The 13893-nt window shown below is 67.0% G+C and carries 12 protein-coding genes; 9 read left to right on the top strand and 3 right to left on the bottom strand.

The window, feature by feature from the left end; all coding sequences use genetic code 11:
• Positions 1-156: 156 nt before the first annotated feature.
• Entirely contained in the window at positions 157-1017 is an 861-nt protein-coding gene (locus GC150_05935; GenBank protein MBI1384432.1) for a pantoate--beta-alanine ligase, read from the bottom strand.
• Positions 1018-1212: 195 nt separating this feature from the next.
• Here GC150_05935 and putA point away from each other — a divergent pair, with 195 nt between their 5' ends.
• From putA to GC150_05920, 3 genes are all read left to right on the top strand, one after another.
• On the top strand, positions 1213-4389 hold the full coding sequence (putA, locus tag GC150_05930) for a bifunctional proline dehydrogenase/L-glutamate gamma-semialdehyde dehydrogenase PutA (protein MBI1384431.1): 3177 nt from the start codon (positions 1213-1215) through the stop codon (positions 4387-4389).
• Between the two features lie 176 nt (positions 4390-4565).
• A complete protein-coding gene (locus GC150_05925; GenBank protein ID MBI1384430.1) occupies positions 4566-5315 on the top strand; it encodes a VWA domain-containing protein in 750 nt (249 codons plus the stop codon).
• A gap of 8 nt (positions 5316-5323) precedes the next feature.
• Complete coding sequence (locus GC150_05920; GenBank protein MBI1384429.1) at positions 5324-6052, top strand: DnaJ domain-containing protein; 729 nt, start codon at positions 5324-5326, stop codon at positions 6050-6052.
• Positions 6053-6074: 22 nt separating this feature from the next.
• Here the strand turns inward: GC150_05920 and GC150_05915 are convergent, their stop codons facing one another.
• On the bottom strand, positions 6075-7574 hold the full coding sequence (locus GC150_05915; protein ID MBI1384428.1) for a D-alanyl-D-alanine carboxypeptidase: 1500 nt from the start codon (positions 7572-7574) through the stop codon (positions 6075-6077).
• Between the two features lie 230 nt (positions 7575-7804).
• On the opposite strand from GC150_05915, the gene GC150_05910 reads away from it, so the two are divergent.
• From GC150_05910 to GC150_05885, 6 genes are all read left to right on the top strand, one after another.
• Positions 7805-8194, top strand: a complete 390-nt coding sequence (locus GC150_05910) for a hypothetical protein (GenBank protein ID MBI1384427.1) — start codon at positions 7805-7807, stop codon at positions 8192-8194.
• Positions 8195-8429: 235 nt separating this feature from the next.
• The gene (gene clpS, locus GC150_05905) at positions 8430-8756 is read left to right on the top strand and encodes an ATP-dependent Clp protease adapter ClpS (protein MBI1384426.1); all 327 of its coding nucleotides are present in this window, start codon (positions 8430-8432) and stop codon (positions 8754-8756) included.
• Positions 8757-8765: 9 nt separating this feature from the next.
• Positions 8766-11288, top strand: a complete 2523-nt coding sequence (clpA, locus tag GC150_05900) for an ATP-dependent Clp protease ATP-binding subunit ClpA (protein MBI1384425.1) — start codon at positions 8766-8768, stop codon at positions 11286-11288.
• A 199-nt stretch (positions 11289-11487) separates the two neighbouring features.
• Positions 11488-12336 (top strand): branched-chain amino acid ABC transporter permease, encoded by an 849-nt coding sequence (locus GC150_05895; protein ID MBI1384424.1) that lies wholly within the window; start codon positions 11488-11490, stop codon positions 12334-12336.
• The gene (locus GC150_05890) at positions 12333-12704 is read left to right on the top strand and encodes an AzlD domain-containing protein (GenBank protein ID MBI1384423.1); all 372 of its coding nucleotides are present in this window, start codon (positions 12333-12335) and stop codon (positions 12702-12704) included. Before GC150_05895 ends, GC150_05890 begins: the two co-directional genes overlap by 4 nt.
• A gap of 218 nt (positions 12705-12922) precedes the next feature.
• The gene (locus GC150_05885; protein MBI1384422.1) at positions 12923-13393 is read left to right on the top strand and encodes a hypothetical protein; all 471 of its coding nucleotides are present in this window, start codon (positions 12923-12925) and stop codon (positions 13391-13393) included.
• 30 nt (positions 13394-13423) lie between these two features.
• Here GC150_05885 and GC150_05880 read toward each other — a convergent pair whose 3' ends face one another.
• Entirely contained in the window at positions 13424-13852 is a 429-nt protein-coding gene (locus GC150_05880) for an HIT domain-containing protein (protein MBI1384421.1), read from the bottom strand.
• Positions 13853-13893 lie beyond the last annotated feature (41 nt).

The raw sequence follows: 13893 nt of genomic DNA, 5'->3' as shown, positions 1-13893 counted from the left end.
CATTCACGCGACAATGTGGATAAGCAACACTCCGGAAGACATTCCGGGGAGGAATTGCAACAGGCCTCGCGGCGGCCATTGACGAATCGACAGGTCTTGCCTGCAAATTCGTTTCTTCTGCCGCAACCGCTGAGGCCGCTCGTGGCCCGAACCGGCTCAGGCCGGAACGTTGTCGATCAGTCGCGTCGCCCCGAGGTTGACGGCCGCGAGGATACGCGCGCTGCCTCTCGCGGCATCGGCGGCGAGCGGGGCGAGGGAGACGGCATCGCGCATCTCGAGGTAATCGACTCTGAGGCCTTCCCGTTCGAGGCGGGCGATGCCTTCGGCGACGGCGACGGCTGGCGGCCGGCCGGCATGCCAGTTCGCTGCGACCTCGAGGAGCGTCGCGTGGAGTACCGGGGCGCGGCGACGCTCGTCGGGACCGAGGTAGGCGTTGCGCGAGGACATCGCCAGTCCGTCCGGCTCGCGCACGATCGGTGCCCCGAGGATGGTGGCGCGCAAATCGAGATCACGGGCCATGCGCCGGATGGTCAGCAACTGCTGATAATCCTTCTCACCGAAGATCGCGAAATCCGGATTGGCCTGGATCAACAATTTGGCGACGACGGTGGCCACCCCCTCGAAGAAATGGGGGCGCGAAGCGCCGCAGAGGCCATCGGTCAAACCCGTGACGCGCACGCGCGTCGCAAAGCCCTCCGGATACATCTCGGCGACGGACGGGGCATAGACGAGGTCGCATGGCACCGTCGCGAGGCGCGCGAGGTCGGCGGCTTCGTTGCGCGGATAGCGGTCGAGATCCTCGTGCGCGGCGAACTGGGTGGGGTTGACGAAGATCGTGACGACGACACGCTCGGCTTCCTCGGCCATGGCGTGCACGAGCGACAAGTGCCCGTCGTGCAGCGAGCCCATGGTCGGAACCAAGCCGACCCGCAGCCCGGCCGAGCGCCAATAGCGCATGCGGTGACGCAGTTCGGCAATGCTTCGGACGACCTCGATCTCGGGCAGCGGGTCGGTCATGGTGCCTCTCCTCTCGTCCTCGGGTCCAACCGGCCAGTCGGGTGGCCCGGGCCGCGCCGGCGGTGCCGATAACCTCGGCGCAGGGTTCGACGCCCGGGGCCGGCTTGGTCTATGATTTGCGGGTTCGCGGCCCGTACGGCAAGACCGTCGGTGACGCCGTGGTGTGCAACCTGTGGGCAGTGCAGGGGGTTTCAGATGCAAGGCGACGAAGCTCGGGACGTGCTCGCAGCGCTCGGGCGCGAGATCGCGGCGGCGACGTTCGCCAACGAGGACGCCGTCGTCAGGGACCTCGTCGAGCGGGCCCGTCTGCGGGCCGGAGAGCGGCGGCGGGTCGAGGACCTCGCCAGCCGGCTGGTGCAATCGGCGCGGGACGGGCGGCGGCAGTACGGCGGGGTCGACAAATTCCTGGCCGAGTATGGGCTTTCGACCGACGAGGGCATCATCCTGATGTGCCTTGCCGAGGCACTGTTGAGGGTGCCGGACGCGGCCACCGCCGACGATCTCATCGACGACAAGATCGCGGGCGGCAACTGGGAGCGTCATCTCGGGCAGTCGGACTCGCTCTTCGTCAACGCCTCGACCTGGGGGCTCATGCTGACGGGCAGGGTGATCGGCCTCAAGGATTCCGACGGCGGTTCGGCCGCCAAGGCGGTCAAGCGCATGATCGGGCAGACCGGCGAGCCCGTGATCCGGCAGGCGATGCGCCACGCCATGCGCATCCTCGGCGACCAGTTCGTGCTCGGGCGGACCATCAAGGAGGCGTTGAAGCGGGGCCGCGACTCCGAAAAGCGCGGCTTTCGCTATTCCTACGACATGCTCGGCGAGGCGGCGCGTACGGCCGAGGACGCCGAACGCTATCAGCAACGCTACGTCGCGGCGATCGCCGAGGTCGGGCGCCATGCCGGTCGCCTTACCGACGACCGGTTCGAGACGCTGATCGCGCGGCCGGGTCTGTCGGTGAAGCTCTCGGCGATCCACCCGCGGTTCGAGGTCTCGAAGGCCGATCGCGTCTCGCGCGAGCTGACCCCTCGGCTCGTCGAATTGGGCCGTCTCGCCCGCGAACAGGGGCTGACGCTCAACATCGACGCCGAGGAGGCGGATCGCCTGGTGCTGACACTCGGCGTCTATGCCGAGGCGCTGGCGCACAAGGACCTCGCGGGCTGGAGCGGGCTCGGCATGGTGGTGCAGGCCTACGGCAAGCGGGCGCTGCCGACGCTGCGCTGGCTGCGTGAATTGGCGCGCGAGCGCGGCACGCGGCTGCCAGTGAGGCTGGTCAAAGGCGCCTATTGGGACAGCGAGATCAAAATCGCGCAGGAGCAGGGGCTGGCGGACTATCCGGTCTTCACGCGCAAGGCCAACACGGACGTTTCGTACCTCGCGGCCGCCCGTTACCTGCTGGCCGAGCGCGAGGCGTTCTATCCGCAGTTCGCGACACACAACGCCCACACCATCGCCGCCGTCGAGACCATCGCGGACGGCGCCCCGTTCGAATTCCAGAGGCTGCACGGGATGGGTGAGGGGCTCTACAAGGAGGTCGTGGACAAGGACGGGCTCGGGCGGCCGTGCCGGGTCTATGCGCCGGTTGGTGGTCACGAGGACCTGCTTGCCTACCTCGTTCGGCGACTGCTCGAGAACGGTGCCAATTCCTCGTTCGTCAACCGCCTCGCGGACGATGAGCTGCCGATAGCGGAAATCATCGCCGACCCGGTCGAGCAGGTCGAGGGGTTCGAGCCGAAGCGCAACCCGCGCATTCCAAAGCCGTCCGAGATCTTCGAACCGGTGCGGCGGAACAGCCAGGGCCTCGCGCTCTGGGAGCGCTCGGTGCGTGAGCCGCTGCTCACCGACATGCGGGCCGAGTTGGCAAAGCCGCGCGCCGTCGGGTCGATCGTCGGGGGCGAGGCGGTGTTGGCGGGCGAGGTTGGGGAGGTGCGCGCGCCGCACGATCGCCGGCTCATGCTCGCAACCGTCGCGAGCGCCTCGCCGGAGAGCATCGACAAGGCGTTGACGTTGGCGCGGGCGGCGGCGGTCCAGTGGGATCGGCGGGGCGGCGCGGAACGGGCGGCCATCCTCGATCGGGTCGCCGACCTCTTCGAGCGAGACCGCGCGCGGCTCATGGCGATCATCGTACGCGAAGCGGGCAAGACGATCGGCAATGCCCTCGCCGACCTTCGAGAGGCGATCGATTTCCTGCGCTATTACGTGCATTTGGCGCGCACGACCTTCGAGGATGCCGTGCGCTTGCCGGGGCCGACGGGAGAGGCGAACACGCTCTCGCTGCACGGGCGCGGCGTCTTTGCCTGCATCTCGCCCTGGAACTTTCCGATCGCCATCTTCACCGGCCAGATCGCGGGCGCGCTCGCGGCCGGCAATGCGGTGGTGGCCAAGCCCGCCGAGCAGACCCCGGTGATCGCCTTCGAGGCGGTCAAGCTGATGCTCGAGGCGGGGGTGCCGTCGGGGGTCATACAACTGCTCACGGGTGATGGAACGGTGGGTGCCGGCCTCGTGCAGGATCGCCGCGTCGACGGGGTCGCATTCACCGGCTCCAACGCCACGGCCGAGCGCATCAACCGCGCACTCGCCGGCAGGGGTGGACCGATCGTTCCGCTCATCGCAGAGACGGGCGGCATCAATGCCATGATCGTCGATTCCTCGGCATTGCCGGAACAGGTGGTGCGCGATGCCGTCGCGTCCGCCTTCGACAGCGCGGGGCAACGCTGCAGCGCGCTGCGGGTCTTGATGTTGCAGACGGATGTCGCCGACAAGATGCTGACCATGCTGGAGGGCGCGAGCCGGGAGCTGCGGATCGGCGATCCGCTCGATTATTCCACGGACATCGGACCGGTCATCGACAAGGCGGCCCAGGAGATGCTCGATGCCCACCGCCTCGCGATGCGGCGCAAGGCCCGGACGATCTTCGAGGCCAAGTTGCCGGCCGAATGCGAGCACGGCACCTTCGTGGCTCCCTCGATCTACGAGATCGGCGGGATCGGCGAACTCGACCGCGAGGTCTTCGGGCCGGTGCTGCACGTCGTGCGTTACGAGCGCAGTCACCTCGACAAGGTTTGCGAGGCGATCAACGCGACCGGTTATGGTCTGACGCTCGGTGTGCACAGCCGCATCGAGGCGACGATCGCTTTCATCGCCGAGCGCGTAAGAGTCGGAAACCTCTATTGCAACCGCAACCAGATCGGTGCCGTGGTCGGTGCCCAGCCGTTCGGTGGCGAGGGGCTGTCCGGCACCGGCCCCAAGGCAGGAGGGCCACACTACCTCCACCGGTTCGCGACCGAGAGGGTGATCTCGAGCGATCTGACGGCGCGGGGCGGCAACACGGAACTCCTGTCGCTGGCGAGCGGCGAGCCGCGCGGTCGGTGAGGTTGTCCGCGAGGGCGATTGGGGCTTGAGTTCGGCTTGGGCATTGGCCACTTGATCGCCGTGGGCCGGGCGCTCGTAAGGGTGGCCGCGAGCCCAAGCGCGCCGATGCCCGCGATGGCCGGCCGGTCGACGTGACGGGCATAGGGCGCCGCAAGAGGAGGAATGACCACGCCATCATGAGCAGCGATGATCGCAAGACACCGGCACGGCGCCCCGACGGACGAGCACCGGCGGCCGGCGCCGCGCGAGATGGCGAAGTCGCAAGCTTCATCGAGAAGGTGAAGGCGCTCGGAGAGGCGAAGGTCGGGCACACCGGCGAGCGCGGGCGTCTCATCTTCGCCATGGACGCGACCATGAGCCGGCAGCCGACGTGGGATATCGCGCTCGCGATGCAAGCCGAGATGTTCCGCACCGTGGAGGCCATCGGCGGGCTCGACGTCCAGCTGGTCTACTTTCGAGGGTTCGGCGAGTGTCGGGCATCGCGGTGGGTCGGCCGGCCGGAGGAGTTGGCCCGTCTGATGACGACGGTCGGTTGCCGGGGCGGGATGACGCAAATCGGTAAGGTTCTGGTGCATGCCAGGCGCGAGACGGACGGCCGCCGCGTGCACGCCCTCGTCTACGTCGGCGACTGCATGGAAGAGCCGGTCGACGAACTCGCCGATCTCGCCGGCCAGCTCGGCGTGCGCGGGCTTCCGGTGTTCCTCTTTCAGGAGGGCATGGACCCGGCGGCCTCGACCGCGTTTGCCGAGATCGCGCGCCTGACCAAGGGGGCCCACTGTCGTTTCGACCAGGGCTCCGGCGAGCAACTGAGGAAGCTCCTGACGGCTGTCGCGGTCTATGCGGCCGGCGGGCGGAGCGCGCTCATCGAATACGCGCGTGGCACCTCCGGTGGTGGGGCTCGGTTGCTGCTCGAGCAGCTCGAATAGGCGGATCGATGGGATACTTCCTCGCTGGCGTCGTGCTGCTCGTTCTCCTCGTTCTCGGGGCGAGGGCCTTTGCCGCGGCAAATCCGGCCAGTCTGGCGCGCGGGCTGCGCTCGCTCGCGGCCTATACGCTGCTCGCGCTGGCGGCCGCGTTCGCACTCACCGGCCGCTTCATGCTGTCACTGCCGCTGGCCGGCGTGGCGCTGATGATCCTGGCGCAGAACCGCGCGCGGGCGCGGGCAACGCCGAGCCCCGGGGGCCGTTCACAGGTTCGCACCGCTTGGCTCGCCATGGAACTCGATCACGAGAGCGGGGAACTCGATGGCGCAATCCTGCAGGGTCAGCACGCCGGGCGTTGGCTCGGCACGCTCGATGAGGTCGAGATGGCCGAGTTGATTGCCGAGCTGGACGGGGATGGCGAGTCGCTGCAGCTCGTCGAGGTCTTTCTCGATCGGATGCGGCCGGGATGGCGCACGGGCGGCCAGGGCGAGGCGGGGGATGGTGCCTCGGGTTCGGGCAAGGGTTCGGCTGGAGGCGCGGCGCCGAGACCTGCAACCGGAATGACGGAGGCAGAGGCCTGGATGATCCTCGGTCTCCAGCCGGGAGCCTCCATCGATGAGATCCGGTCGGCCCATCGCAAGTTGATGAAGGCGGTGCACCCCGACCACGGCGGATCGAACTACCTGGCGAGCCGGATCAACGCTGCCAAGGACATGCTCGTGGCGCGGGCCGGGGGCTGAGGCAGAACGTCGCGGTCGTCGCTCACTGCCCCGTCATGACGACACACTCGACGGAGCGCGCCTTGAGCGCGGCGCAGGTCGACTGTGCCTCAGGTTGGGAGAATCCAGCAAAGCGGGCACGATAGTAGGCGCGCCCCCCCTTCTCGAACCGCATCGTCAGGTCGTCACGACGATCGAGCAGCGAGCTGGCGGTGCCGCGAACATTTGCCAGCCGGCGCAGGGCCTCGGCCTCGGTCGTGTAGGCGCCGACCTGGACGTGAAAGCCGCCGCCGCTCACCGTGGGGCCGGTGTTCGCGGGCGCAGCCGGAGCGGTGCCAGCGCGAGCCTCGGAAGGCGAAGGCGCGGGTTGCGCCGGCGCGGCGGCACGGGGAGAGGGTGCCCGCAGACTCGCAACGACAGGTAGGACGTTCGCGGCGGGTGAGGGAATTGGTGGGGCTGCGACGCGGCTCGTGAGCGCGACGGGCGTCGCGGGAGAGGGGGCCGGCGACCGGGTCGCGGCCAGTGCCAGCGAGGCGATCGTCATGGGTGCAGGAGAAGGCCGCTCGCCGGACTCCGAGGCGAGGCGCGATGAGCCGGCCTGCGGCGGGGAATGCACCAGATAGGGCGTCGGAACCCGCTGGCGCAGCCGGGTCGGCCTCGTCGAGGCGCGCTCGAAAGCCTTGTTCATGAGCGTGCGCATCGTCTGGTTGCGTCGCCCGGCGCTCGCGCCGCCCATGACGACACCAACGAGCCGCTTCGGCCCACGCCGGACCGAGGCGACGAGATTGAAGCCCGAGGCCCGGATGTAGCCGGTCTTGATGCCATCGGTGCCGGAATAGCTGTGCAGCAGGCCGTTGTGGTTGCGGTGCGAGCGTCCTTTGTAGGTGAATGTGCGCTGGCTGAAGAAGTGGTAGTGCTGCGGATAATCGTCCATCACCGCGAGGCCGAGCGTCGCCATGTCGCGGGCGGTGGTGACTTGGCGGCTGTCCGGCAGTCCGGAGGCGTTACGGAATACTGTGCCCGTCATGCCGATCTGCTGGGCCTTCCACGTCATGTAGCGCGCGAACTTCTCCTCCGTGCCGGCGATGTTCTCGGCCAGCGCGACGGCGATGTCGTTCGCCGAGCGCGTGACGAGGGCGGAAATGGCATCCCGGACCTTGATGCGTGCGCCGGCCGGCAGCCCGAGCTTCGTGGGTTGCTGGCGGGCGGCGGTCTCGGTGATGAGAAGATCTGCGTCGAGCGAGAGGCGGCCCGCCTCGATCATCTCGAAGACGATGTAGATCGTCATGATCTTGGTGAGGGAGGCGGGAAAGCGTGTCGCGTCACCGTTGGCGTCGTAGAGGACATCGCCGGAATTGGCGTCGACGATCACTGCCGCGTATTTCGATTCGGCGCGAACGGATGGGGACAAGGCAATCAGTGTAACCAGCGTGAGCACACACAAGGCGGCGAACCGCAATGCCGACGTGCCCAGCCATGCCCTGACGCCGGGTGCCAACCGCTGCGCGTGGCCGCGCTCGCGCAATGTTTCGTGCTCGTACACGCCGCACTCCCGTACGATCGCCCATTCGGTGGCGACCGCATTCTTCTTGCCGCCTTCGTGGCTCCAAGCATCATCCCAATTGGGCGATTTGAGGGAGCCGAGCAGCGGCGATGTTTACCTTCCACTATATGATTCCTTTGGTAAGCATCCGGTTAATCGGGTGGGGGACGGACCGCATTCGAGAGGAGCGGTCGGTTGACGGCTCGCTGCGCCGCACCTAAAATTTTGCGATGCAGCATCAAATGGTCGACGGGGGTCGTCGACGGGCGAGCACGGAGAATTCGATGAACACGATCGAAGGGTTCAGGCAGCTCAGCCAGCAGAACGTCGAAGCGACGATGCGGGGCTATGCCGAACTGAACAAGGGAATGAATGCCATCGGGCTGGTCATGGTGGATTTCGTACGCCGGACGATCGCGCAAAACACACAGATGCTGGAGCGCATGGTCACGGCCGGGTCGGTCGTGCAGGCCCTCGAGATCCAGTCGGAGCACGCCCGGTTCCTCTACGAGGACTACATGGGTGAGGCCTCGCGCATCGGCAACATCTATGCTGAAATGACGCGGGACAGCCTGCGCCCCTATGAACGGTTGGTGCATGGGTTGCACGGGGTGTCGTGAAAAATTGCGCGTTCGGGTCGGTCGGGACCGTGAGACGGTTGCACTCGGACATGCGACTGCCAATGTTTAGGGCGATCCGTTGCACGGGGTCGCCCTTTCGCGCGTCGGTGGCGGGCGCGGAGGGTGCTGGGGCGGGGGCAGAGCCGGACGTGGCTCGATGGACGACCAGGTCGGCCGGCCGCGCAGTGGCCAAGCGTGGCAGGGTGTGGGCCAGTAGAAGGTGCCAGACGTGTGGATGATGACCGGAAACCGTGACGGCGATCGCGACGGCCAGACCGGGATCGTCACCAAGACGCGGCCGAAGACGCAGCGGCCGAGCCGCTACAAGGTGCTGCTGCTCAACGACGACTACACACCCATGGAGTTCGTGGTCTACGTGCTCGAACGCTTCTTCCACAAAGCTCACGACGAGGCTTACCGCATCATGATGCATGTCCACCAGAAGGGCGTCGGCATCTGCGGGGTCTACACATTCGAGGTGGCGGAAACCAAGGTCGCGCAAGTGATGGACTTCGCACGGCAGAACCAGCATCCTCTGCAGTGCACGATGGAAAAGGAGTGAGATAGGGCCGTGACGGCGTTTTCACAGAGTCTCGAGAAGGCCCTGCATCGCGCGCTCTCCTATGCCAAGGAGCGCGATCACGAGTACGCGACGCTCGAACACCTCCTGCTCTCGCTCATCGACGACCAGGACGCGTCCGCCGTCATGCGGGCATGCAGCGTCAATCTGGACGAGTTGCGCGAACGGCTCGTCGATCATCTCGACAACGAACTCGACAACCTCATCACCGATCCCGGCAGCGAGCCGGCGCCGACGGCTGGGTTTCAGCGCGTGATCCATCGCGCGGTGATCCATGTGCAGTCGTCCGGGCGCGACGAGGTGACGGGGGCCAACGTGCTGGTCGCGATCTTCGCCGAGCGCGAGAGCGATGCCGCCTACTTCCTGCAAGAGCAGGAAATGACCCGCTTCGATGCCGTGCAGTACATCAGCCACGGAATATCGAAGCGTCCAGGCATGACCGATGCGCGTCCCGCGCGCGGCGTGGATGAGGAATCTGCGACAGTGGAAGGCCAGGATGAACGGCGGCAGGGCGCGGACGCGCTCGACAACTACTGTGTCAACCTCAACCGCAAGGCGCGCGAGGGCAAGATCGATCCGTTGATCGGTCGCGACGCCGAGGTGCGGCGCACCATCCAGGTGCTGTGCCGGCGCCAGAAGAACAACCCGCTCTTCGTCGGCGACCCCGGCGTCGGCAAGACCGCGATCGCGGAGGGGCTGGCGCTCAGGATCGTGCGCGGCGACGTGCCGGCGGTACTCTCCAAGTCGGTGATCTTCGCGCTCGATATGGGCGCCCTGCTCGCCGGCACGCGCTATCGCGGCGATTTCGAGGAGCGGCTCAAAGCCGTGATGAAGGAGATCGAGAACTACGAGGGAGCGATCCTCTTCATCGACGAAATCCACACGGTCATCGGCGCCGGCGCCACCTCGGGCGGGGCGATGGATGCCTCGAACCTCCTGAAGCCGGCGCTGCAGTCGGGCACGCTGCGCTGCATCGGCTCGACCACCTACAAGGAATACCGCCAGCATTTCGAGAAGGACCGCGCGCTCGTGCGCCGGTTCCAGAAGATCGACGTCAACGAGCCGAGCATCGACGACACGATCGAGATCCTCATGGGCCTCAAGCCCTATTTCGAGGAATTCCACGACCTCAAATACACCAAGGAGGCGATCAAGTCGGCGGTCGAGCTTTCGGCGAAGTACATCAACGACCGCAAGCTGCCGGACAAGGCCATCGACGTCATCGACGAGACCGGAGCTTCGCAGATGCTGGTCCCGGAAGGGCGCCGCAAACGCACGATCGGTGTCAAGGAAATCGAGGAAACCATCGCGACGATGGCCCGAATCCCACCCAAGACCGTCTCGCGCTCGGACGCCGAGGTCATGCGCAAGCTCGACCGTGATCTCAAGCGCGTCGTGTTCGGACAGGATAATGCCATCGATGCGCTGGCCGCCGCCATCAAGCTCGCGCGGGCCGGCCTCAGGGAGCCGGAAAAGCCGATCGGCTGCTATCTCTTTTCCGGCCCGACCGGCGTCGGAAAGACCGAGGTCGCCAAGCAGCTCGCCAGCATGCTCGGCGTCGAGCTGCTGCGCTTCGACATGTCGGAATACATGGAAAAGCACACCGTCTCACGGCTCATCGGTGCGCCGCCCGGCTATGTCGGTTTCGACCAGGGTGGACTCCTGACCGACGGCGTCGACCAGCATCCACACTGCGTTCTGCTGCTGGACGAGATCGAGAAGGCCCATCCCGACCTCTTCAACATCCTGCTGCAGGTGATGGACCACGGTAAGCTCACCGATCACAACGGCAAGAAGATCGATTTCCGCAACGTCATCCTCATCATGACGACGAACGCGGGGGCGGCCGACATGGCCAAGCCCCCGATCGGCTTCAACCGCACGAAGCGCGAGGGCGAGGACACCGAGGCGATCGAGCGCCTCTTCACGCCGGAATTCCGCAATCGTCTGGACGCCGTCGTCGCGTTCGCCGCGCTGCCACCCGAGGTCATCGAAAAGGTCGTCGAGAAGTTCGTCTTCCAGCTCGAGGCGCAGCTCGCGGACCGGGGCGTCACCATCGAGCTCAGCGAGGAGGCTTCGCGCTGGCTCGCGGTGCGCGGCTATGATGCCAAGTTCGGCGCCCGCCCGCTCGGTCGCCTGATCCAGGAGGTCATCAAGAAGCCGCTCGCCGAGGAGTTGCTGTTCGGCAAGCTCGAGCACGGCGGTACGGTCAGGGTGATCGTCGAAGGCGAAGGAGCCGAAAGCAAGATCGGATTCGTCATCATCGAGGGGGAGCGGGCGGAAGCGCGGCCGCGCGCCATCAAGGGTGAGAAGCGCAAAGCCCTCGCCGCGCCGAAGACGGCGGCGTCCCTGCCCGGCCCCGACGATGCCGGCCCGGTGGATGAAGCCGAAGGTGACGGGGGCGAGGCGGAGCCGGCATCCGGTCGGGCGCGCCGGTCGGCCGGACGCGGCAGCAGCAAGCCCGGCAACGGCCCGACCGTGCCGAGCGTGCCGCGTAAGAAGGATACCGAATAGCTCTGGGCGCGGGGACCGGGCGGCGCCGGATGGCGATCGCTCGGACAGGTGCGGATGGCGTGTCGCCGCTGTCACGGCCGCCGACATGTGACTTCGGATCCCTCGCATCATCGGGGAGCCGAGGTGGAAGACGGCAAGTGGATCGCTCGAAACGCGTCGGTTGCTCGATCGGGGCTTGCCGGTAGCGCCCTGTTGCAGCATGTCGGGTGTACGGTGGCGGTTCACGGGTGATGGGCGAGACCGCCAGGTCGATGGAGCACGGCGGATCGTGGACGGCGACAAGGGGGCAGAACGGGGGCTGCCCGCATGGACGCTCGCGGCGTCACGCCGGCGGGCCTTCGCCCGTGGCGCATTCGAGGCGCTTTCGACGCCAGGGCTCATCATCCTCTTTTTCGCCATGCTCGGCTTTGGAGCGCTGACCCACGACCTCGGCATCAGCGCAGGGCAAGCGCTGTTCATGACAGCGGCGATTTTCCAGTTGCCCGGTCAGGTGGCGCTCGTCGACCAGCTCGCCCACGATGCCGCACTCGGGGCGGCCGCGTTCGCCGTGATGCTGACGGCGGTGCGGATGCTGCCGATGACGGTGGTGTTGATGCCGTACTTGCGCGGCTCCGGCCTGCCGCGGATCGTGGAGGTCCTGGGCGTGCATTTCGTCGCCATCACCGCCTGGATCGAGTCGCTGCGCCGTCTGCCGGAACTGCCCGTGCGGCTGCGACTGCCCTACTTCCTTGGCTTCGGCGGCACCCTCTGTCTCTCGACGATGCTGGCCACGCTGGTCGGCCATCAGATGGCGGGTGTCGTGCCGCCGGTGGTGACGGCGGCCATGCTGTTCCTCACTCCGGTCTATTTCATCGTTTCGCTCCTCGCGACGGCCAGGGACCTCGGCGACGCGGCGCCGCTCGTCATCGGACTCCTGCTCGGGCCGTTGTTCTACCTCCTGGCGCCTGGCTTCGATCTCATGCTGACTGGCCTCATCGGTGGGACAGGGGCCTATCTCATCGGCCGGGCGGCGCGGCGGCGCAGGCATGTCACGGAGCCAGGCGCGTGAGCGGCGAGGCGATTCTTCCGGCGGGGGCCGCAGGCTATGCAGTCATCCTCATTGCCGGTGTTCTGATGACCGAGCCCTGGCGCTGGGCCGGGGCGCTGCTCGCGCGCGATATCGACGTCGACAGCGAGATCTTCCGCTGGGTGAAGGCGGTTTCGACGGCGCTCGTTGCGGGACTCGTGGCACGCATGGTGGTGTTTCCTTCCGGTGCGCTGGCCGAGGTCGCGCTCGCGAGCCGGGTCGGGGCATTCCTCGTCAGCGTCGGGGTTTTTCTCGGGCTGGCAGGCCGGCTCGCCTACGGTGTACGCATCATCGTCAGCGTCCTCGCTGGCCTCGCGTGCCTCGCACTCGCCATCGTGCTCGGCGCCTGAACGCGCATGTCCCTCGGCCCGCGGGAGGGCCGGACGGCCGTCGATGTTGCCATACTCGGTCAAATGTGTAGCTTTTGATGAACGTCGTATCGGGAGCGCGAACCGCGTGGTTCCGAGGGCTCCACCATTCGACGTGCGACGATGACGTTCCCTTGTCGTCGAAGACCTGGGGGCTCGGGTTGTCCGACATGAATGCTGAAATCGCCACGGAGGATGGAATGCCATTGGAACGGCGCAAGCGCGAGACGGTTGCACAAGCTCTCTCGATGGTCCGCGGAGCAGGTGAACTGCGGAACGCCGCCAATCGGCCCCTGCGAGTCGTGGCACGGATCGCCTTCGCCTCGAGCGTCGCCTGCCTCTCCTTCGGCGTTCTCGCCCCGGATGCGCGGGCACAGATCGGCGGCAATCCGGTGAAGCTCACGCGCGATGTCTGTCGCCAGAAATCGACGATCCAGACGGTTCAGTCGCCGGGTGCGTGGGTCGACGAATGCCGGCAGGCAGGCATGGCGGTGCTGCGGCAGAACCCGCACACGACCCTCGGTCGTACGGCATGCGGCTCGCTGGGGGCGGGTTGGAGGCGCCAGAGCAAAGTCTCGACGAGCCACGTGTCGACGCAATATCTCTCCGGAATTCAAGGCTCCATGCGCTGCACGATCCGCTACGAGGTCTGCTTTCGCTGCCAGCGTTAGCTTCCTCTCGAACGCCCGATCGGCGCGCGTTCACGCCATGCTCGCGAGGGCGGCGCGGAGCTTTTCCGCGTGCGCCTTCAGCACGTCCTGGTCGGCCATCGTTCCCGGCGGGCGGAGCGAGACACCTGTGTGGCGCGGCAGGATGTGAACGTGGAGGTGAAAGACGATCTGGCCACCCGCCTCCTCGTTGAACTGCTGGATGGTGAGGCCTTCTGCCGCAAAAGCGCGCATGGCGGCCCGCCCGACGGTCTGAACCGAGCGCATGACGGCGGCGAGCTGGGCGGGGCTGGCGTCCAGCACGTTGCGGGCCGGAGTCTTGGGAATGACGAGGGTGTGGCCGTCGGCGCGCGGCATGATGTCCATGAAGGCGAGCGTGTCGGCGTCCTCGAACACCTTGTGGCAAGGCAGCTCACCCCTGAGGATGCGCGCGAAGATGTTGGCGTCGTCGTAGGCGGTCATGATGTCCTCCCGTGCTCGCCCGACTAAACCCGGCTCGAGAG

The organism is Hyphomicrobiales bacterium, from assembly GCA_016125495.1.
Taxonomy (GTDB): Bacteria; Pseudomonadota; Alphaproteobacteria; order Rhizobiales; family RI-29; genus RI-29.
This window is presented reverse-complemented; position numbering and strand designations above follow the sequence as displayed.

Excerpts from the sequence above, each read along its gene's own strand:
- GC150_05935 (MBI1384432.1), bottom strand. The coding sequence starts at position 1,017 with ATGACCGACCCGCTGCCCGAGATCGAGGTCGTCCGAAGCATTGCCGAA.
- putA (MBI1384431.1), top strand. The coding sequence starts at position 1,213 with ATGCAAGGCGACGAAGCTCGGGACGTGCTCGCAGCGCTCGGGCGCGAG.
- GC150_05925 (MBI1384430.1), top strand. The coding sequence starts at position 4,566 with ATGAGCAGCGATGATCGCAAGACACCGGCACGGCGCCCCGACGGACGA.
- GC150_05920 (MBI1384429.1), top strand. The coding sequence starts at position 5,324 with ATGGGATACTTCCTCGCTGGCGTCGTGCTGCTCGTTCTCCTCGTTCTC.
- GC150_05910 (MBI1384427.1), top strand. The coding sequence starts at position 7,805 with ATGCAGCATCAAATGGTCGACGGGGGTCGTCGACGGGCGAGCACGGAG.
- clpS (MBI1384426.1), top strand. The coding sequence starts at position 8,430 with ATGATGACCGGAAACCGTGACGGCGATCGCGACGGCCAGACCGGGATC.
- GC150_05895 (MBI1384424.1), top strand. The coding sequence starts at position 11,488 with ATGTCGGGTGTACGGTGGCGGTTCACGGGTGATGGGCGAGACCGCCAG.
- GC150_05885 (MBI1384422.1), top strand. The coding sequence starts at position 12,923 with ATGCCATTGGAACGGCGCAAGCGCGAGACGGTTGCACAAGCTCTCTCG.
- GC150_05880 (MBI1384421.1), bottom strand. The coding sequence starts at position 13,852 with ATGACCGCCTACGACGACGCCAACATCTTCGCGCGCATCCTCAGGGGT.